The organism is Blautia sp. JLR.GB0024 (genome assembly GCF_037000545.1).
GTDB lineage: Bacteria > Bacillota > Clostridia > Lachnospirales > Lachnospiraceae > Blautia > Blautia celeris.
Genome location: NZ_JBANBF010000001.1, coordinates 700205 through 719297, shown reverse-complemented (window position 1 = coordinate 719297; position 19093 = coordinate 700205). Strand labels below are relative to the sequence as shown.

At 49.1% G+C, this 19093-nt stretch carries 17 protein-coding genes; 1 reads left to right on the top strand and 16 read right to left on the bottom strand.

Annotated elements, in window-relative coordinates:
- Positions 1 to 14 precede the first annotated feature (14 nt).
- The 16 genes from V8Q34_RS03245 to V8Q34_RS03170 form a co-directional block, all read right to left on the bottom strand.
- Complete coding sequence (locus V8Q34_RS03245) at positions 15 to 2549, bottom strand: FtsK/SpoIIIE family DNA translocase (protein WP_033140299.1); 2535 nt, start codon at positions 2547 to 2549, stop codon at positions 15 to 17.
- 36 nt (positions 2550 to 2585) lie between these two features.
- On the bottom strand, positions 2586 to 3461 hold the full coding sequence (locus tag V8Q34_RS03240) for an undecaprenyl-diphosphate phosphatase (RefSeq protein ID WP_033140300.1): 876 nt from the start codon (positions 3459 to 3461) through the stop codon (positions 2586 to 2588).
- Between the two features lie 147 nt (positions 3462 to 3608).
- Positions 3609 to 4313 (bottom strand): ClpP family protease, encoded by a 705-nt coding sequence (locus V8Q34_RS03235; RefSeq protein ID WP_033140301.1) that lies wholly within the window; start codon positions 4311 to 4313, stop codon positions 3609 to 3611.
- A 122-nt stretch (positions 4314 to 4435) separates the two neighbouring features.
- Positions 4436 to 5014 carry a hypothetical protein gene (locus tag V8Q34_RS03230; RefSeq protein ID WP_148391461.1) on the bottom strand — a complete coding sequence of 193 codons (579 nt, stop codon included), beginning with the start codon at positions 5012 to 5014 and terminating at the stop codon, positions 4436 to 4438.
- Positions 5015 to 5541: 527 nt separating this feature from the next.
- Entirely contained in the window at positions 5542 to 6270 is a 729-nt protein-coding gene (locus V8Q34_RS03225; RefSeq protein ID WP_033140304.1) for a YebC/PmpR family DNA-binding transcriptional regulator, read from the bottom strand.
- Complete coding sequence (locus V8Q34_RS03220; protein WP_033140305.1) at positions 6240 to 7619, bottom strand: hemolysin family protein; 1380 nt, start codon at positions 7617 to 7619, stop codon at positions 6240 to 6242. The genes V8Q34_RS03225 and V8Q34_RS03220 overlap by 31 nt, the downstream gene beginning before the upstream one ends.
- Positions 7620 to 7736: 117 nt before the next feature.
- A complete protein-coding gene (locus V8Q34_RS03215) occupies positions 7737 to 8969 on the bottom strand; it encodes a hypothetical protein (RefSeq protein ID WP_335834787.1) in 1233 nt (410 codons plus the stop codon).
- Between the two features lie 100 nt (positions 8970 to 9069).
- The gene (locus tag V8Q34_RS03210) at positions 9070 to 10287 is read right to left on the bottom strand and encodes a helix-turn-helix transcriptional regulator (protein WP_118594088.1); all 1218 of its coding nucleotides are present in this window, start codon (positions 10285 to 10287) and stop codon (positions 9070 to 9072) included.
- 138 nt (positions 10288 to 10425) lie between these two features.
- Complete coding sequence (locus V8Q34_RS03205; RefSeq protein WP_335834786.1) at positions 10426 to 12042, bottom strand: recombinase family protein; 1617 nt, start codon at positions 12040 to 12042, stop codon at positions 10426 to 10428.
- A gap of 111 nt (positions 12043 to 12153) precedes the next feature.
- On the bottom strand, positions 12154 to 12333 hold the full coding sequence (locus V8Q34_RS03200) for a transposon-encoded TnpW family protein (protein WP_335834785.1): 180 nt from the start codon (positions 12331 to 12333) through the stop codon (positions 12154 to 12156).
- Complete coding sequence (locus V8Q34_RS03195; protein WP_335834784.1) at positions 12330 to 13184, bottom strand: ATP-binding protein; 855 nt, start codon at positions 13182 to 13184, stop codon at positions 12330 to 12332. The genes V8Q34_RS03200 and V8Q34_RS03195 overlap by 4 nt, the downstream gene beginning before the upstream one ends.
- Positions 13181 to 13909, bottom strand: a complete 729-nt coding sequence (locus V8Q34_RS03190) for a replication initiator protein A (protein ID WP_442893845.1) — start codon at positions 13907 to 13909, stop codon at positions 13181 to 13183. Before V8Q34_RS03190 ends, V8Q34_RS03195 begins: the two co-directional genes overlap by 4 nt.
- Before the next feature lie 4 nt (positions 13910 to 13913).
- Positions 13914 to 14114, bottom strand: a complete 201-nt coding sequence (locus V8Q34_RS03185) for a hypothetical protein (protein WP_335834782.1) — start codon at positions 14112 to 14114, stop codon at positions 13914 to 13916.
- Between the two features lie 206 nt (positions 14115 to 14320).
- Complete coding sequence (locus V8Q34_RS03180) at positions 14321 to 15946, bottom strand: relaxase/mobilization nuclease domain-containing protein (protein WP_335834781.1); 1626 nt, start codon at positions 15944 to 15946, stop codon at positions 14321 to 14323.
- Complete coding sequence (locus V8Q34_RS03175) at positions 15918 to 16316, bottom strand: plasmid mobilization protein (protein ID WP_178806054.1); 399 nt, start codon at positions 16314 to 16316, stop codon at positions 15918 to 15920. The genes V8Q34_RS03180 and V8Q34_RS03175 overlap by 29 nt, the downstream gene beginning before the upstream one ends.
- Positions 16317 to 17055: 739 nt before the next feature.
- Positions 17056 to 17940 (bottom strand): LysR family transcriptional regulator, encoded by an 885-nt coding sequence (locus V8Q34_RS03170; protein WP_087224612.1) that lies wholly within the window; start codon positions 17938 to 17940, stop codon positions 17056 to 17058.
- A 114-nt stretch (positions 17941 to 18054) separates the two neighbouring features.
- Here V8Q34_RS03170 and V8Q34_RS03165 point away from each other — a divergent pair, with 114 nt between their 5' ends.
- Positions 18055 to 18909 (top strand): DMT family transporter, encoded by an 855-nt coding sequence (locus V8Q34_RS03165; RefSeq protein WP_087224609.1) that lies wholly within the window; start codon positions 18055 to 18057, stop codon positions 18907 to 18909.
- Positions 18910 to 19093 lie beyond the last annotated feature (184 nt).

Below are 19093 nucleotides of genomic sequence, written 5' to 3'. Positions count from 1 at the left end.
TCTATATCAATATTTTACAAATACTCTTCTATATACTGTTCAAATTCTTCCTGGGACATAAGGACTTTTCTGGGTTTGGTACCTTCCTCCTCGCCCACTACGCCGGCTTCACAGAGCTGGTCCATGATTCTTGCTGCCCGGTTAAAACCAATCTTAAATACACGCTGGAGCATACCGATGGAGGCCTTGTCCTTCTCAATGATGAACTTGCCGGCGTCGGTAAAGTAGGCATCCCGGTCATTTCCACCGGATGCCGCTCCTGCCTGATTGGCGGAAGCATCTTTGGCTGCTTCAATTTTGTCCTGGATCTCCTGGCTGTAGACATGGGCAGGATTCTGCTCCGCTAAGAATTTCACTACAGCCCCCACTTCCTGGTCACTGACAAAAGCGCCCTGTACACGGGCCGGCTTCTGGTAACCCTGCGGGTAAAATAACATGTCGCCTTTGCCCAGCAGTTTTTCCGCGCCGTTCATATCAATAATGGTCCGGGAATCCACACCGGAGGATACGGAGAACGCGATTCTGGAAGGCATGTTTGCCTTGATCAGGCCGGTGATGACATTGACGGAAGGCCGCTGTGTAGCGATGATCAGATGGATTCCCGCTGCACGGGCAAGCTGTGCCAGGCGGCAGATCGCATCCTCCACCTCACCGGGCGCTACCATCATAAGATCTGCCAGCTCGTCCACGATAATAACGATCTGCGGCATCTTTTCCGGCTTTCCTTCCTCTTCAATATCCTTAATTTTGTCAACTTTTGCATTGTATCCTTTTAAATCCCTGACATTGTACTCTGCAAATTTATTATAACGGTCTGTCATCTCCGCAACTGCCCAGTTCAGGGCACCTGCCGCTTTCTTGGGGTCAGTGACCACAGGGATCAGCAGATGGGGAATCCCGTTATACACACTCAGCTCCACAACCTTAGGATCTATCATGATCAGCCGTACCTCTTCCGGGGTGGCTTTGTAAAGGATACTCATAATCAATGTATTGATACATACGGATTTACCGGAGCCTGTGGCGCCTGCGATCAGCAGATGGGGCATCTTGGCAATATCGGCAATGACCGGCTGTCCTGCAATATCTTTTCCCGCCGCAAATGCCAGCTTGGATTTGCACGTGGAAAAAGCCTCGGACTGTATCAGTTCACGAAGCATAACTGCACTGTTTGTGGCATTGGGGACTTCGATTCCGACGGCGGCTTTGCCGGGAATGGGTGCCTCAATACGGATATCCGTTGCTGCCAGATTCAGTTTGATATCATCGGTCAGGCTGACAATTTTGCTGACTTTAACGCCCTGTTCCGGCTGCAGCTCATAACGCGTAACGGTCGGACCGCAGCTCACATTGGTCACTGTCACATTGACCCCGAAATTGTGCAGTGTCTCCTGCAGTTTTTTGGCTGTGCTGCGAAGATGCGTGTCAGAATCACCTTTTCCGCCGGTTCCCTTTTTCAGCAGTGAAACGGGAGGAATTTCGTATTCCTTTTTTATCTCCTGTTCCTTGTCCGCGATCTCACCCTTTATGTTTTCAATACCATCCTCGATCTCATCTTTTGAGGAACGCGTTTTTTTCGCGGAACCTGCTTTTCGGGGCTTTTCCTCCACAACAGGTTCTGCCGGTATATCTTCCACAATCTCTTCCACCTCTGCCGGCGCTGTGTCGGAACGGTGGATAGGGAAAGCATTTTCTGGTTTCAGAAGGATATCATCTGCAGGAATCTCCTCTGCCGGTTCCGTCAAAGCTGCCTCAGCCGCTGCTGCTTCCTTCCGGATAACACTTATATTTTCAGCAGCCGGATTGGCTGCAATGCTGTCTTCGTTCTTGTTTCTTCTTGTTTTCAATTTTAAAGGTTCGGATTCTTCGTTTTTCTCTCCGTGTTTTGCTCTTCTTCCTGTGACAGGTCTGTCTTTCTGCTCTGCCGCATACTGTTTTCTGCGGGCATGTCCTGCCTTCGCACTGCCGTACACGTGGGTGCTGCCCTTCTTAAGAAGCGCGAACATGGATTTTTGTGTGATCAGTATCAGAGCAATGATCATTGCAATGATAACGATCACATAAGTTCCGACCGTGCCAAACGCTTTTCCGAAGATATTGCAAAGAAGTCCTCCCAGAATACCTCCGCCGGTCTGGTACGTGGACGAAATTTTATAATAATCCATAATGGAAGTTCCGCCGAAATAGCCGTCCGTTAAAAGCTGCATCAATGCGCAGGCAGAAATGAACAGCAAAAGAAAGCCTGCCATTTTCCGGTAAGCTTTCGGATTTCTGTTATTTGATATGACAAAGGATACGGCAAGGAATAAAAAGATAGGGAATATGTAGGCCACCAGGCCGAACAGTCCGAAGAAGACTCCGCTGACTGTCTTTCCTACCAGGCCTCCCATGCCGAAATTGCTCAGTAACAGCAGGATAGAGCCTGCCAGTGTGATCCATAATATTATCTCAGTATACAGGCCGATGCCCTCGTCCTGTTTTTTCTTATTTCTGCTTCCAGAGCGGGTGCCCGTCTTTTTTCTTGTGTTGTTTTTTTTCGTCGCTGCCATTTTCCTGACTCCCCTTATAGTTCCTGCGGTTTGCACCTACAGGACAAAATTACACGTTACAGCAACAATTCCGATGATAAAACAGTAAATACTGAAATACCGGAATTTTTTGCGCTGTATCAGCCGCAGCATTGTTTTGATGCAGAAGTACCCCGCTGCTCCTGCAAGAACGGCTGCCGCCAGATATTCCCCAAACACGGGAAGTGTGACTCCCGAGCCGGGTATGTCCTTCAATTCCAGGACTGCTGCCCCCAACACAGCCGGAATGGACATGATAAATGAATATTTTACTGCAAATTTTCTGTTGAGACCGCAGAGCAGACAGGCTGCTATGGTCATACCGGACCTGGAGATTCCCGGAAATACGGCGATTCCCTGAAAAAAGCCGATAGCCAGCGCGATCCAAAAGGATACATCTTTCGGTATTTTGTCACCTGCCGGGAAGAAGTCCACCACCAAAAGCAGGATGCCGGTGATAAAAAGCCCAACCCCGGGTGCCAGCAGATTGCTGCCGGCTGTTTCCACAACATTCTGCAGAAGCAGTCCCACAATCGCAGTGGGAATTGTAGAAACCGTAATAAGCAGGATAAATTTACGATAATTGGAGGACACGATCTTCCTATAACGCCTGGCATCGTGTTCTCTTCTGTTGTGTGACCATATTTTAATATTCTGAATGATATCATAGATCATTCCGCAGCCGTCCAGGATCAGCTTCTTAATGTCCTTCCAGAACGCGATAAAAATAGCTGTCAGCGTTCCCAAATGTAAAATCACATCGAACAACACGCCTGTATCGGTATTGATGTTTAATAGATTCTGCATAATAGCCAGATGCCCGGAACTGCTCACCGGAAGGAATTCTGTGATTCCCTGCACCAGTCCAAGCAGAAGTGCCTGTAATAATGACATGTGGTCAACCTCTTCATATGTATTTTCTCCATCTGATTCCTGTGTACAGCGCACAGATGGAGTGATAAACTTTATCAAATGTTTATTTTATCATAAAATTGCATTTCACACAACTTAAAAGTCTTTACAAAATTTAAGAATTTTCGATCAGGCGTCTTTTTTCTTATTTTCTTCTATGAGTTCATACAGTTTTTCCAGAGACTGGGAAATACCGCCCACTTCATCTATGAGACCTTCTTTTACGGCCTCTTCGCCCTCCAGCATAGTGCCCACATCCTTGACAAGCTGGGTGGGATCCAGCATCAGTTCTTCGATACGCTCCTGGGTCATTTTGGAATGGGAAGAGACAAAGCCTGTGATACGGTCCTGTATCTTTTCTATGTTTTTATAAGACTGCATCACACCGATAAACATTCCGTTGCTCCGGACCGGATGGATCACCATGGTGGCAGAGGGCACAATAAAAGAGTAATCCGCAGATACAGCCATAGGCACACCGATGGAGTGACCGCCTCCAAGCACCAGGGAAACGGTCGGTTTGCTCAGGGACGCGATCATCTCCGCAATTGCCAGCCCTGCCTCCACATCTCCGCCTACCGTGTTCAGCAGGATCAGCAGGCCGTCCACATCCTTGCTGTCTTCAATGACAGCGAGCTTTGGAAGGACATGTTCGTATTTTGTTGTCTTACTGTTGTTCGGCAGGGATTCGTGGCCTTCCACCTCGCCTATGATGGACAGAAGATGGATGTGATACTGTTTTTCATTATCCGATAAATCAAGCTGCCCCATATCTTCTATCTGTTCATTCTGCTTTTCTGTTTTCTCCAGTTCATTTTTCTTTTCTTCAGACATAAAAGTACCTCCAAGATTTTATTCCTGGAGGTAGGATATGTAATTTGGTGATTATTATGCATAGCCCGGATCAGAGCAATGTGCTGCATTTTATTCTGTTGATATTGCAGGCTGTGGCAAAATTATTTCTTCTTTTTTCTCTTATCACGGGCCGGATCAAACCATAATCTGGAAGGATATCTTTTTAGATAGCGGTTAATACTGGGTTGGAAATTCATGATGATACAGCAGATATATGCCATTATAATAAAAAATGCTGTAAGCCATGTTGAAATCTGCATATTCGGATATAACAGTATATATTCCTTTGTGATCCAAAGCGCAAAGGCACCACCCAATGTGGTAAAAACAGTACCTCCGATTTTACTCAGTCCGCCAATATATTCGCCCATCATCACAGCAACCGGCATAATTATAGGCGTGAGAATACGTCTGTCTCTTCCGAAACGGATTGAATGATTGGTTAGGGGATAATGCATATACAGTTCAACAATACTGATTATAAAGCTGATAAGCCAGGCTATGAGAAGTATGTTCTGAAACACATTAAATACTGAAATGATCTTACAGGTTTTCTCTGAATGCAGGTCTTCAAATTCTATCTGCTTCTGTCTGTTGTACTCCTCCACCATCCGCTTGACTTCTTCCGGCTCATAGGCCAGTCTGTCTTTTAAATCCTCGGATTCCTTTTTATCCTGCATATGCTCACCTCCGTTCAACCTTTTACAAAGTTCTACCACCCCTGGCGAAGATGTTCCAGACATTTTTCATACACGTCTTTTGAATACTCAAATTCTACATAAGAGAATATGGAATCCACAAAGCAAAATATAACCAAAAGGGTTGCTATCAGTAATTCCCTGTCCTCCCAAATGGACTTTTTCTTTTTCCGCAATAGGATTATTTCTATAATATAAAAAATACTCAGACTGCCATAGAGGAAAAATACCACGTAATAGTACAATTTCCGGTTCCATAGCTGCCCGGTTTTCAAATAATAAAGAAGAATTGTCGGAGGAATGAAGAAAAGCAGCCCTACAATCCTTTTAAATATTTTTTTCTGTTTTGCTTCCATAGACTTCACCTGTCCAAAATGCCATTTACTGATTCGCCTATTCCTATATTGATATCATACCATTTCCGCACAATAAAGTCCAACAGATGTAAATACAAAAATACCCCTCTGCACAGTTCCCTGCACAAAGAGGTATTTTATATTCAGCGATTTTTACTCGTCCCAGTTATGCCATACATACTGTACGTCATCGTCATCCTCAAGCAGATCCAGTGTTCTCTGCAGGTTCTTCACATCCTGCTCATCGGAGAGTTCCACATAGGTCTGGGGGATCATGGCAACATCGGCTTCTGCCATGGGGATGCCCTCTTTTTCCAGGGCTTCGCGGACAGCACTGAAATCATCCGGAGCTGTGAGGACCTCAAAGCTGTCCTCCTCCTCGGAAAAGTCTTCTGCGCCTGCGTCCAAAGCGATCATCATCAGGTCGTCTGCGTCCATCTCACACTCTTCTTTGTCGATGATGATCTGGCCTTTTTTATCGAACATAAAGGATACGCATCCCGGTGTTCCGATATTGCCGTTTCCTTTTGTGAAAGCACTTCTCACATTGCTGGCTGTACGGTTCTTGTTGTCTGTCAGGGTCTCCACAATGACAGCCACACCGCTTGGGCCGTAGCCTTCGTAGGTGATGTATTCGTAGTTGTCCGCATTGGCATCGCCGGCTGCTTTCTTGATACCGCGGTCAATGGTATCGTTTGGCATGTTGTTTGCTTTTGCCTTTGCGATCACATCGCGGAGTTTACTGTTGTTTGCAGGGTCCGGGCCGCCCTCTTTTACGGCTACCACGATTTCCCTGCCGATTACGGTAAAGATTTTACCTTTTTTTGCATCATTTTTCTCTTTTTTATGTTTTATGTTTGCGAATTTTGAATGTCCTGACATTTCTCTTCTCCTTCTTTTTTGGGCAGTTTTTCCACCCTTACTTTTTGTATTGTATTATTTTCCACCCCAAGGATGGTAAATAAATATCCATTTGCCCTGACTTCCTTATCCTCCTGCATATTCGGTATATGCCCGAGTAAAGAGGTCAGATATCCATTTAATGTCTCATAGTCTTCATCCTCAAAATCAATGTCCAGCACCTCTCCCACCTCTTCCAGCGGAGTAAGTCCTTTCATCAGATAGGAGTCATCAAGCTGCTCCACAATAAAATGGTCGTCTTCGTCATATTCGTCCAGGATATTGCCCACAATCTCTTCCAGAATATCCTCCATGGTCACAATGCCTGAAGTCTGTCCGTATTCATCCACCACCACAGCCATGTGGATCTTCTTGGCCTGCATCCGTTTGAACAGATCATTGATGCTTCTGGTTTCCGGAATATAGGAGGCCTCCCGGATCAGATCCGGTATCTGGCCCACGGGCACATCCCCTTTGTTCTCAAAGGTCATCTGTTTCATGGCATCCTTCAGATGCAGAATGCCGATAATGTCATCAATATCCTCCCTGTATACCGGATATCTGGAATTGCTTCCGTTCAGCATATAGGAAAGCGCTTCTGCCAGAGGCGTATTTACCTCTATGGCGCTGACATTTTTCCGGTGAGTCATAATATCCTGGGCTTCCTTGTCGGAAAACTCCATGATATTCTGAATCATTTCCGCTTCATTTTCTTCAATCACACCCTGTTCATGGGCATCATCCACCATTGAAATGATCTCTTCTTCTGTCACATCTTCTTCGTTATGATGGGGATCCACACCCAGCAGGCGCACCAGTCCGTTGGACAGCTTCATAATCAAAAACGTAATCGGATAAAACAGCTTCACGATCAGCCGTACCAGTCCGGCTGTGCGGTAAACCCATTGATGGGGATTACAGGTAAACAGTTTCTTGGCGGAAATCACGCCCACAGCCACAAGCAGGATCAGCACCAACAGCACCACGATCACAACACAAATGCCGCGCAGTAAAGCGTCCGGTATGTAGGAAAATGCAGATACCCCGTTCAGTGCCGTATACATGTATGGAACAATCTCACGGATTCCCACATACCCGGCCAGGATACTGAGAAGCGTACCGACCGTAAGGATGGTATTGACCACCATAACCGGGTTGTTCACCACATCCAGGAGCCAGCGGGATTTTTTGTCACCCTCCTGCTGCCTTTTCTCCACTTCACTTTCGCTTACTTTCTGTATGGCAGAGCCAAATCCATATAAAATTCCGTTAATGATGATGAATAATAGAAAAACCATTACCGCCCATAAAGGACTACTCCCGTCATCCATATGATTAAAAAATTCCTTCTTTCTTCCCTCATATTTGCCCTTTTTGCAGGGCTGTCCTATATTAAGATACCATTTTCGTGCACAGCAGTCAAGAAAAAAAGAATCCCCCGAAGAGGTTCACATCATGAACTCTCCGGGCAATTCTTTTTCAACAAAGGCCGCGATCGCGGCTATATCCGCCCCGCTGGCTCCCTTTTCCATGTAAAGCGTATCCTCCCGGTTCACAGAAGGGCCTGCTGCGTCCAGATGGATCCAGCGCACGCCTTTTCTCAATATATTCCGCTGAAATGCAAGCGCTACGCTGAGATGCTTTTTCCGGCATTCCGGCCACGGCAGTTCATGGTAGATATGGTCCAGCGGCAGTGCGAATGCCGGCTCTCCCAATCCCTGGGCAGTAAAACGGAACCGTTCCCCCGTCTCCTTGTCATTGCTGAAAATACCTGTGACAAAATCCCCATATTCCGCTCTGCAGGCATAGGTAAGGGAGGACAGGTCGATCAGCCACACAGCGCCCATATTCTGGGCCCGAACCATGGCGTCAGCCAGCATGATCCGGCTTTTTCTCCGCGCGGCGCAGAGTTTATTTTGACGTCTGTCCCATACCCCCTCATCGGAGGCAGTTTCCGTAAAACTCAAAACCGCGATGATGTTTTTTCCTGTCTTGCTTCCGGCCAGGATCTCAAAAACAGACAGCATGTCCGCAGCTCCGCACAGGTCAAAACAGATATCCTCCTGGGCGTCGTGATAGGCATGGTACAGCTCCTCTTCTATTCCGTAAAAAATGCTTCTTCCGATCAAAGCCACAGCCCCCATACATGAGCCGCAGTTATAATGCAGGGTAACGGTACGCACCCCTGCCTCTTTGACCGAATCGCAGGGCACGCCAAGGGATTCGGCCAGCTCCTCTGCATATCGGGCCATCTTCTCAACATTGATATGCCGGAAAGGAAGGTTGCCCAGGGTTCTGGCATGACCGATACAGACAGCCTCCCTCTTTCCCTCTGTGACGGCGGACAGTAAATTTTCTGATGAAATAATATAAAAGATACCATCACCATAGTCACACAGCCTGTCCCTGCACTGATATACCGTAGCCGTTTCCAATTCTTCCAGCGCATTTTCGCAAAAATGGTAGGCGCCCTGATACAGACATCGTATGATCACCTTCACCAGCTCCCGCTTTCTCTGAAAGCTCAGACCGCCGGTATCCATAAATATGCAGTGGCAGCCCCTGCGCTTTCTTCCGAGCTGTTTAAACTGCCTGCACAGCGCCGGGATGCTGGCATATCTGGGAATGACAAAATCTTCCCAGACCGCACTTTCAGATTGCTCCATATACGTGATTTCCATCTCTTATCTCCCCGTGACTCATCCATAACCAAATATAACTCATTATATTTTCTAAACGCTTTGCAGGCAATGGACAAATCCCACATATCCGGTGGATTATTTACACAGTATCGGACTGCCGGTACTGCATGGGTGTCATTCCTGTGATTTTTTTGAACACACGGAAAAAGTAATGACAGTCTTCATACCCCACTCTCTCTGATATTTCCCTTATATGCAGATGCGTTTCCTTTAAATACTCCTTTGCCTTCTCCACACGCAGCCTGGTAATGTAATCCACCGGGGAATGGTGCATTTCCTTTTTAAAGATCGCGGAGAAATAATTGGGATTCATACCGTAGCGCTCTGACAGCAGATTGATGGATATCTCTTCACAGTAATGCTTTTTTATGTACTCCTCTGCCAAAAGGACCTTGTCTCTGGCCCTGGAATCCGAACGCCTGCGGCCGTTCTGGAATTCTGCGGCTATGTTCCAGATATAGTCAAATATCTCATCCATGGTGTACATTTTATCCAGCACATAATAGCTCTTCAGAAGCATATCCGCATCAATGGCGCCCCGGATCTCCGGTTCATAATACTGCATGAGAATGCTCAGGGTCCTTACCCATAGAATCCTGATATAGGACATGCCGTACTTCTTGACCATATCCTCGGAAAAAAGGGTGTGCAGCATTTTCCTGCTTTTCTCTGACTGCCCCTGCTCCAGATATTTCTCCAACATGTGAAACCTGACAGCGGGCAGCTTCTTTGTCCGGAAAATGTACTCATCCTCGTAAAAATATAAGTTGGAGCACCCATATGCGATTCTGCGCTCCAAAGCAATTCTGGCCTCCTCCAGATTCTGCAGGCAGACCCTGTCGGTCAGACTGCTGACACCTACAGTCAGATATACACCTTTCTGTTCTCCGAGAACGGTCTTCAGCCGGAGAAAAATCTGTTCAGTCTCCCTGCGCAGACTTCTCTTGTCTCCTCTCTCATAAAACACCGCGTAAATCTGGCTGGAACAGGTCAGGCTGTTGGCAGAAAGTATCCCACACTGCGCCGGCATCCTGGTGACAAGTTCCCTTGTGTAGTCTCTCAGTCTCCTTTCCTCTTCCCACCAGCTCTTGCTGCCGCACACTATGACACAGATGTCGAGAACCGCAAGATAAAATGCCAGGTCTTTGCCGCCGGAAGTCAGTTGGGAATATAAAGGATACTTCTGTCTGATAAAAGGACCTGTTTTGGGTTCATGAACCAGCAGGTTCACCTCCCGGTCCAGTTCAAAACCATACTCTGCACCTTTGGCTCCCGTATCTTTATGGATCGTTTTCATTTCACTCCCTCCTTCCCGCTCTTACAGTCACTTTATTCTATATCTATTTGCTGATGTGCGATAAAGAAGTAATAGAAGTGTAAAAAATTTTGCCGTTCCTATCCGGCGTTTCGCGATTACGTCGGATAGGTCGGGCGGTCATTCCGGCAAATCAATCTTGCCGACAAAGCTGTAATAAATCTCTATGTCCTGTCTGCGGGTGCCGTCCTCGTCATAGCTGCACTCATGGACGACGATTTTCTCAATCATTTCCCGCAAGAGGGTGGGGGTAAGTTCCTCAAAGGCAAGGTGCTTTCTCACAATCCCCATGAATTTCTCCGCGTTGACGGTGGCGGCCTGCGACTTGTCCAGTTCTTCCTGCAAACCGGCGGCGCGGTCTTTCAGTTCCCGCTGTTCCTGCTCGTAGTCTGCGGACAGTTCCATGAAACGCTCGTCGCTGATTTTCCCGCTTACGTTGTCCTCATAAAGCCGCTTGATAATGCGGCTGATTTCGGAAATGCGCTCCTGTACCTGTTCAAGCTGCTTGGTGGCTGCGGCGGTCTTTCTCCTGCCGCCGATTTCGTTCTGCTGGATAAGCAGCTTGACAAAGCGGCTCTCATGCTTGGCGGCGTATTCCGTCACTTGCCGGAGATTGGAGAGGACACCGGCGGTCAACAGGTCGGTGCGGATAAAGTGCGCCGTACAGTCGCGGGTGCGCTTTTTGTAGCTGCCGCAGATGTAGCAGTCCTGTTTCCGCTTGTCCGTCTGGTATCTCTGCTGATAGAGGACGCTGCCGCAGTCGGCGCAGAACAGCATACCGGAGAACAAGCCCACTTCATCATAGCGGTTGGGGCGTTTGCGCTGCTTGCGTAACTCCTGCACACGCTCCCATGTTTCCGCGTCGATAATCGGCTCATGGTGGCCGGGGAAAATCGCCTGCTTTTCAATGGGGTTCTCTACGCTGTGTTTCATCTTGTAAGATGGCTTTTCCGTCTTGAAGTTTACCAGACAGCCGGTGTACTCCCGGTTTTCAAGGATATGCACGACGGTATTGGTCGCCCACTTACATTCATAGCCGGGGTGGTAGCGGCGGGTGCTGCCCGTCCTGCGGTATTCCAGCGTTCCCGGCGTGGGGATTTGCTGCTCCGTAAGCATACGGGCAATCTTGGTCGGGCCGTTCCCCGCAAGGCAAAGCTGGTAAATCTTCTGCACAACGGGGGCGGTTTCCTCGTCCATGATGTAATTCTCGTCCTCGTCCATGAGGTAGCCGTAAACCGGCTTGCTTGTGATTGGTTTCCCACTCATGCCTTTGGCTCTCTTGACAGCCTTGATTTTCTTGCTCGTATCTCTCACCAGCCATTCGTTAAAAAGATTCCGCAGCGGGGTAAAATCGTTGTCCATGCCGCCGTTGTCACTGTCCACGTTGTCATTGACAGCGATAAACCGCACGCCCTTTTGGGGGAACAGCATTTCCGTATAAAATCCCACTTGCAAGTAGTTTCGCCCTAACCGGCTCATGTCCTTGACGATGACGGTGCCGACTTTCCCGGCCTCTATGTTCGCAAGCATGGCTTGGAAACCGGGGCGGTCAAAGTTCGCGCCGGAAAAGCCGTCGTCGGTGTACCAGCGCAGGTTGGTAAAGCCGTTCTGCTTGGCGTAGGTTTCCAAAATCCGCTTTTGGTTGGATATGGAATTGCTCTCGCCTTGCAACTCGTCCTCATGGGACAATCTCGGATAAAGGGCGGTAATGAGGTTTTGGGTGGCTCGTCTTAACATAAAATCCTCCGTTTCCGACAGCCAGCCCCACTATTCCGTACCTTGATTGTACCACATGGGGCGGCTGTCTGTATAGCGGTAAAATCGTCAAAGTTGATTCTTTATGATTTGTCACATTGACGGTCGTTGTGTAGCAGTTTCAGCTTTCAGCACTTTTTCCATTTTGTCGGCGGCGGTTTCGGTGCTGCTCTCCTTGAAAAAGCCGGACACAACAAGGACGGTGTTCCCCATGCGGATTTCCGTCACGCAGTCCGGGCGGCGGGCGGCGCGGTCTGCTTTTCGTTCTGTCATAGGCAGTTCTCCTTTCCTCCGGCTAACAGCGTTTTCAATCGTTCCAGCTTGCTCTGCGCTTTCCCTTTGCGGAAGTTCCCGCCGGTAAAGCGGACAGGCGGACACATCTCAATCAGCCGGTCATAAATCCGGGCGTGGGCGGTGTCCTTTGGGTGCTGTAATTCCTGCAAGGTTAGGTTGGTGGTAACGATTAGGGGCTTGCCACTGCGGTAGCGGCTGTCTATGACGTTGTAAACCTGCTCTAAGCCGTATTCCGTCCCGCGCTCCATGCCAAAATCGTCAATGATAAGCAGGTGGTAGCGGCAAAGGCGGGAAATGTACTCGTTCCTGCCCTCAAAGCTGGCGGAAAGGTCATTTAAGATAGCTGCAAAGTTCGTCATGTAGACGGGGATTTCTTTCTCCATGAGGGTGTTGGCGATACAGCCCGCAAGGTAGCTTTTGCCGGTGCCGACGCTCCCCCAGAACAGACAGCCCAGATTTTCCGCGTACTCCCGTTCCCATTCCTCCACATAGCGGCGGGCGGTGGCAGTCTGCGGGTTCTGGCCGTTGTCATTCTCGAATGTCCAGCCCCGCATGGTCTGGTCGGAAAAGCCCCGGCGTTTTAATTCCTCTACGGCGTCAAGGTGGCGGCGGCGTTCCTCGGCGGCCTGCCGTTCCTCCCGGATTTTCCGCTGGCAGTCGCACTCTGCCGGGTGGCGGTCACGCCCGAACAACGTCTTTCCCTCCGGGAAATAGGATTCTTTGGGCTTGCGGCACTTGCCGCAGTACAGTAAACCGTCCTCGCCGGTGTAGTCCTGCGGCTCCGGGGCGGCGGTCATGGTTTTAATCATTTCTGGATATGTGGCGTTCATAGGCTCTCTCCTTCCTCGCATGAGTAGTCCGGCAGGCCGGTTCCTGCTCCCTTTTTTTCATTGTCCGCCCATATCCGCAGGGCGGCGGCGTAGTTCTGGTAGGTTTTCCCGTTGGCGGCAAGGTAGCGGCTCATTTCCTCGATAAGCCGTTCCAGCCTGTCCGGGAAGTCGGCCTGCAACTCGGCGTACTCGGTTTCTGACAGATAGATATTTCCATAGCGGCCATAGGCGGGGGCGGGCGGCTCCCCACTCACTCCCATTGTTTGGCTCTCTGTAAGGTTGTTTATATTAGTTTGGTTAGGGTAAAGTTTTCTTTGTGTCATATCTAAAGTTTTCTTTACATCATCTGTAAAGTTTTCTTTAGGACTGATATAAAGTTTTTCATAGGTCATGGGTAAAGAAATCTTTAGGACTGGCGGCAGTTTCACATACAGCCGGTTGGGGGCGGAAAAGCCGCTCCGTTCCCGTTCTAAAAGCCCAGCCATATCCAGTTCCTTTAGTGCGCTCTGGACGGTCATGGTGCTTTTGTCCAGTATCTCCGCTATCTCCGCGACGGGATAGAACACATAAATCCTGCCCTCGTCGTCCTGCCAGCCGTTCTTCTGCGACAGGGTGGAACGGTCTAACAGCAGCGCATACAGCAGCTTGGCGGTCTGGGAGATGTCCATTTTCAGCAGGAAACGGGGATAAGGCAGGTAGGGCGGCAGCTTTGTTTCGGCTGTGATATATTCAGCGATAAGGGTCGCCCCCTTTCCCGGCGGGCGGCTTTGCCCTCTTGGAAACAAAAGGCGGACAGTCGATAATGGTCGCCCGGAAACTCTGCTTACAGGTGCGGCGGCACTTGCGGCAAAGGGGATTGTATGTGATACGGTTGCGCTCATTGAGGAAAAACGCCCATTCCTGCTTGCGTTTCTTACTCATTCTCGGCATAGCGGCTCCTTTCTGCCGTTCCTATCGTGGGTAAAATGTCATTCCTGCGGAATGACATGGATAGGCGGCATTTTGTGTATCGTTTCGGTGTCATTTTCAAGGTTTTTCTGCCCTGTATGCCCCTTGAAAAAGCCGGGTGGTATTGCGGATAGGGGAAGTACCGGCAGTCCGTTTTGTAGGTTCTCGGTATCAGTCCGGGGCGGTTTTTATCGGTCTAAATCCTGCCGTCTGCCGCGCTGCGGCTCATTCCGGCGTAACATCTGGTCGATATTGCCCTTGACGGTCTGAAAGTGGCGGACGCGCTCTTTCTGCTCCCGGTAGTCGTGATACAGCCCGTCTTTCTGGACGATAAGCCCCTCAATCTCGGCCTGCAACGCTTTCCGGGCTGGCAGCTTGGAAATGCCATGCTCCCGGAAATACCGGGCGGCTGCGTCGGCTATGATAAACTCGCTTTCGTGCGCCTGCCGGTAGGCTGCGCGGGCTTTCTCGGACTTCTGGGCTTTCAGCCCGTCCCGGACAGGCTTGGTCTTGGCAAAGGCCAGCACTTGGCGCTGCAACTCCTTTTTCCCGGCCAGCCGGGTTTCCAGCTTTTTCAGTTCCCCGGAAACCTCCCGCAGCCCCGCATGGGCGGCGGCAAGGGCTGTTTCCAGTTCTTCCGGGGAAGTAAAGCCGTACTCCTGGTAGGCGTTCAGCGTCGCTGCCATTTGTTTGAGGTTGTGCATGGTCGCCCACTTCTCATAGCCGCGTCCCTTGCCCTCGGACAGTTTCTTTTGAATGTCGATAAGCTGCTGCAAGCTGTCCTGTTCCGGGGCGGTTTTGGCGGCTTTTGTGGGCTGTGGACGGCCTTTCCCGGCGCGGAGGTATTCCGCTATGGCTGCGGGCTGTTCGGCGGCTCTGGCGGCGTTCTGTTCCAAAATGGCAAGGACGGCGGCGCGGTCAAAATCGTCCCCTAACTTCCGGGCGGTAATGGGCTTTGTCCTGTCTGGCGTGAGATAGGACAGCCGCCCCCGGCTCTCCTTGACGGTCACGCCGGTTTCCAGTAGCTTTTCGGAAAATCCCGCAAAAGAGGTGGACGCGGACAGGGCGGCGCGGAAAGCCTGCCGCAGCTTGTCCTTATCGGTTTCAAACTTGGTCTGCCGGGGCGTGATACCGTCCGCAATCATGGGGGCGTTCTTCTTATCAAGGGCAAGCTGCCCTTTCTTCCGCGCCCAGTATTCCCGGTCGGTCACTCTGGTTTTGCTGCCGTTCAAGAGGTCTATCTGGTAAAGCCCCTCCCGGTGGCACATCTCCATAACCTCGGCTTTGAAGTAGCGCATGGCAGCGTCGGTACAGCGGTGCTTACAGCCGTCTTTTGTGTCCGCCGGTCTGTCCATGTAGGGCAGGAACGGGACTTCCTCTATCCGCAGGCTGTTAATGACGATATGCACATGAATGTTGCCGCTGTGGTTATGCCCGTCCGGGTGGGTGCATACAAGGGCTTGGTGGCCGGGGAAATGCTCCCGGCAAAACTGTTCGCCTAATTCCTGCGCCCGGTCTACGGTCAAGCCGTTGTCCAGGCCGTCGCGGGGGTCAAAGCTGATGATGTAGTGGTGGCTCTTTACGTCCTCCCGCCGCAGGTTCTTCCCATAGCGGAGATTGGAACGCATACAGGCAACGGCAAAATCCTCCCCGCCGCAGTTCAGCGCAGACAGCCGGTAGTCCTCGCGGAGAATGAGCCGCCCGTTTTCGTCAAGGACGGGTTTCATGGTAAACTCGTCATGCTCGAACATAAGGTAACGCTCGGCGGCTCCGTAGTCGGCATTTTTAGAGTTGATATGCTTGAGTGTTGCCAACAGCGTCACCTACTTTCTGCAAGACTTCGTATTTGAGGGCGGCAAGGTCGGAAACGGCGGCGCGTACCTCGCCGGACAGGGCGTTGTAGGGTGCGCCGTACTCGTTGAGATACCGGGCTATCTGGTTTAGGTTGCCGCCGATCCGCCCGTACTCGGCGGCTAACTTCCCGACAGCGGCCAGCAGTTCATCATTGACCGCCGACACATGGACAACGGGGCGTATGGTTGCCCGCCGTATGGCCTGCCGGAGAAACTCGGACTGGCTGATACCGTAAGGGGCAAGCCGCTCTGTGAAGTCGGCGTATTCTTCCTCGGACAGCCGGGTTTTCACAACGCGGCTGCGGTGGGGCGTGTTGTATTTCTTTCGCATGGTCGTGACCTCCTTTCTTTACCGCATGAGCGCGGCGGGGATAAGCGGCGTAAGCCGCCATAGCAGGGTTTGGGGAAGGCACTCCCCAACAAGTTTCCCGCAGGGGCAAAATGAGCGGTAAGCGAATTTTGGTACTGTGGTAGAAACTTGCTCTAAGTAAGCCGCAGACTTCCCCTTATCCGGCACATAGCCCCGGCGCGGGGGCGGGAAACACTGATACCGGCGGGAAATATCAGGCTGCGGCGGGGCGGGGCTGCGGTGTGCCGTTTCCTTTTGCCGCTCATAAAGCGAATGGGACGGCGGTTTTTACCCGCTGTTCTTCCTTTCCGCTAAAGATACACTTTGAGAGGGCTTTTCTGCCCGCTGTTCGGGGATTTTTGTAAATTTTCTTTTGCCTTAGTAATCCAGAAAGCAGGAAATTGGCAACCGCCAGAAAGAAAATTTCCCTCACTTCCTACAACACCGGCAAAAGCAAAATGGACGGACATTTCCCCCTCTTTGTTCTCTAATACAGGAAAAAATCAAAAACGCCGAATGAGCGGAGAAATTTTCCCTACAATCCCTTACACGGACAGCCGCCGGATTTTGCCAACTGGACAATGAAAAAAGCAGCAAATCTTTTCAGACTTACTGCTTGTGTGCCGCTGTGGTGGGCGATGGGTATTTAATTTTTCAATGGGAGATTAAAGTGAAAACTGGAATTTACATCTTCCCAAAAATCTCTCAAAGTTATTTCATATCAGTTGAATACAAATATATTTGAATCTTCGACATGTTCAAGAAATTTTCTTGCCGCCAGAGACAGTGTTTTTCTGTCTTTCCAACAGATTGCAACATTACGCTTCGGTCTTTCTTTTATCGGACGTATAATTAAACCGTCATCAAAGCCTCTCAGGATGCGCTCATATAGCATAGACACCCCCAAGTCCTGACGAACCATTTCCATAACTGCATAGTCGTCATAAACTGTCAGTTTCAAATTCCGAGGTTGCACACCTGCATCTTTGAATGCCGCCAGTGGATATGAATACCCCAACTCATCCATAAGGATAAAAGGTTCCTTAGCAAGGTCTTTCACAGAAACAATATCTTTTTCTGCCAAAGGATGATTAGATGGCAATACCGCAAGCAATTCATCCTCATACAAAATATCATATTCCAAATCCTCTGCGGTATCTGTACTGATAAATCCCAAATCAGCTTCTCTTGCTCTGACTGCCGCTGCATTTACCTCATATCCACCCTGTAGCAGTTTGAACTCTACAGAAGGGTATTTCTCTTGAAAAGTTTTCATCAAGATGGGTAGATATAACCTGCTTACACTCGACCAAGCTGCAATGGATACAACACTACTTTCAAGACCTTCGATTTCTTTTTTCTTCCCGGAAAGGTTTTTTTCCGCCGCATAAATGGCTTGAATAAAGGGATAGAGATTTTCGCCATCTGACGTCAATTCCAGACGGTTTTTCTGTCGCAGGAGCAATGTTACCCCTAATTCCTCCTCAAGAGATAAAACTTTTTGGCTAACTGAACTTTGCGTATATCCTAATTCCTCCGCCGCTAAACTGAAACTGCCTAATTCAACAACACGACAAAACACCGTGTATTTTGATGTTTGGATCATTGTTGCAACCGCCCTCCTTGTATCGTGTTTTCTAATACACACATTATATCTATTGATTTTACAAATAGCAAGGGCGCAGCTATAATAAAAGAAAAACAAACAAGGAGTCTAACGATGAATAAACAAAAGGCAACATTTTTAGCGTTCACTGTACCGCTTGCATGGGGTACTTCCTATATTTTTATGGCTTATCTAATGGATGGGATTCCGCCGGTTACCATTGTTGCCCTCCGCACAGGAATCGCCTTTCTGGTCATGTTTGCTCTCTTTTTCCGCAGAGTGTGCCGCCCGGATCGTCAAACCTTAAAAGCAAGTGCAATATGCGGAGGATTACTGGCAACGGTTTTCCTGTGTCTTTTGTTGGGTGTACAATATACATCTGCCTCAGAAACAGGTTTTCTGCAAAGCACGACAGTCATTATTGTGCCTATTATCATGGCCGTTCTCCGCAAGCGTATGCCGGAAACTAAAATCGTGATTGGTGTTATTGCTGTTACAGCTGGTCTCCTCCTGCTCAGTGGCGGTGTTGGACAGTTTTCTATCGGAAGCGGTATCATGCTGTTTTCTGCTTTTGTGTATGCTGTTCATATTGTGGTCAGCAAATCCTTTGTGGAACGAGTAGACAGCATTTCCTTGGGCATCTGGCAAATGCTTTTTGCTTGTATCTATGCCACCATAGCAGCCTTCATTTTTGAAACGCCAGTTCTTCCTCAAACGGGAATCCAGTGGGCGAGTTTACTTGGTTTAACCTTGATTTGCTCTGCTTACGGTTTTGTCATGCAGGCTTATGTGCAGAAATTTGTCAGCGCTGAAACAACGGGATTTATGTTTTCTTTAGAACCTGTCTTTACTGCGGTATTTGCATTTGCTTTTCTGGGTGAGCGACTGAATCTGATGGGCTACATTGGTGCATTACTGATTCTACTCGGTGTCATGTGTGCAAATATTTGTTATAAACCTCAGAAATAACGAAATGGGTATTATATATAAGGACAATCTTTGACAGCAAATCCATATACTAATGCCCATTTTCTCTTTGTAAACCCGCAATTTGTCTTTTTGTTAGCACTAAATATCATTTATTTCAGCTAAAAAATTTAACTTACTGTTAAAAACGGAATAGTGGGGCGGTCTGTTCTTGACTTATTTATCT

Bases quoted from the DNA above. Each gene is read 5' to 3' on its own strand.
- V8Q34_RS03245 (WP_033140299.1), bottom strand. From the start codon at position 2,549: ATGGCAGCGACGAAAAAAAACAACACAAGAAAAAAGACGGGCACCCGC.
- V8Q34_RS03240 (WP_033140300.1), bottom strand. From the start codon at position 3,461: ATGTCATTATTACAGGCACTTCTGCTTGGACTGGTGCAGGGAATCACA.
- V8Q34_RS03235 (WP_033140301.1), bottom strand. From the start codon at position 4,313: ATGTCTGAAGAAAAGAAAAATGAACTGGAGAAAACAGAAAAGCAGAAT.
- V8Q34_RS03230 (WP_148391461.1), bottom strand. From the start codon at position 5,014: ATGCAGGATAAAAAGGAATCCGAGGATTTAAAAGACAGACTGGCCTAT.
- V8Q34_RS03225 (WP_033140304.1), bottom strand. From the start codon at position 6,270: ATGTCAGGACATTCAAAATTCGCAAACATAAAACATAAAAAAGAGAAA.
- V8Q34_RS03220 (WP_033140305.1), bottom strand. From the start codon at position 7,619: ATGGATGACGGGAGTAGTCCTTTATGGGCGGTAATGGTTTTTCTATTA.
- V8Q34_RS03215 (WP_335834787.1), bottom strand. From the start codon at position 8,969: ATGGAAATCACGTATATGGAGCAATCTGAAAGTGCGGTCTGGGAAGAT.
- V8Q34_RS03210 (WP_118594088.1), bottom strand. From the start codon at position 10,287: ATGAAAACGATCCATAAAGATACGGGAGCCAAAGGTGCAGAGTATGGT.
- V8Q34_RS03205 (WP_335834786.1), bottom strand. From the start codon at position 12,042: ATGTTAAGACGAGCCACCCAAAACCTCATTACCGCCCTTTATCCGAGA.
- V8Q34_RS03200 (WP_335834785.1), bottom strand. From the start codon at position 12,333: ATGACAGAACGAAAAGCAGACCGCGCCGCCCGCCGCCCGGACTGCGTG.
- V8Q34_RS03195 (WP_335834784.1), bottom strand. From the start codon at position 13,184: ATGAACGCCACATATCCAGAAATGATTAAAACCATGACCGCCGCCCCG.
- V8Q34_RS03185 (WP_335834782.1), bottom strand. From the start codon at position 14,114: ATGCCGAGAATGAGTAAGAAACGCAAGCAGGAATGGGCGTTTTTCCTC.
- V8Q34_RS03175 (WP_178806054.1), bottom strand. From the start codon at position 16,316: ATGCGAAAGAAATACAACACGCCCCACCGCAGCCGCGTTGTGAAAACC.
- V8Q34_RS03170 (WP_087224612.1), bottom strand. From the start codon at position 17,940: ATGATCCAAACATCAAAATACACGGTGTTTTGTCGTGTTGTTGAATTA.
- V8Q34_RS03165 (WP_087224609.1), top strand. From the start codon at position 18,055: ATGAATAAACAAAAGGCAACATTTTTAGCGTTCACTGTACCGCTTGCA.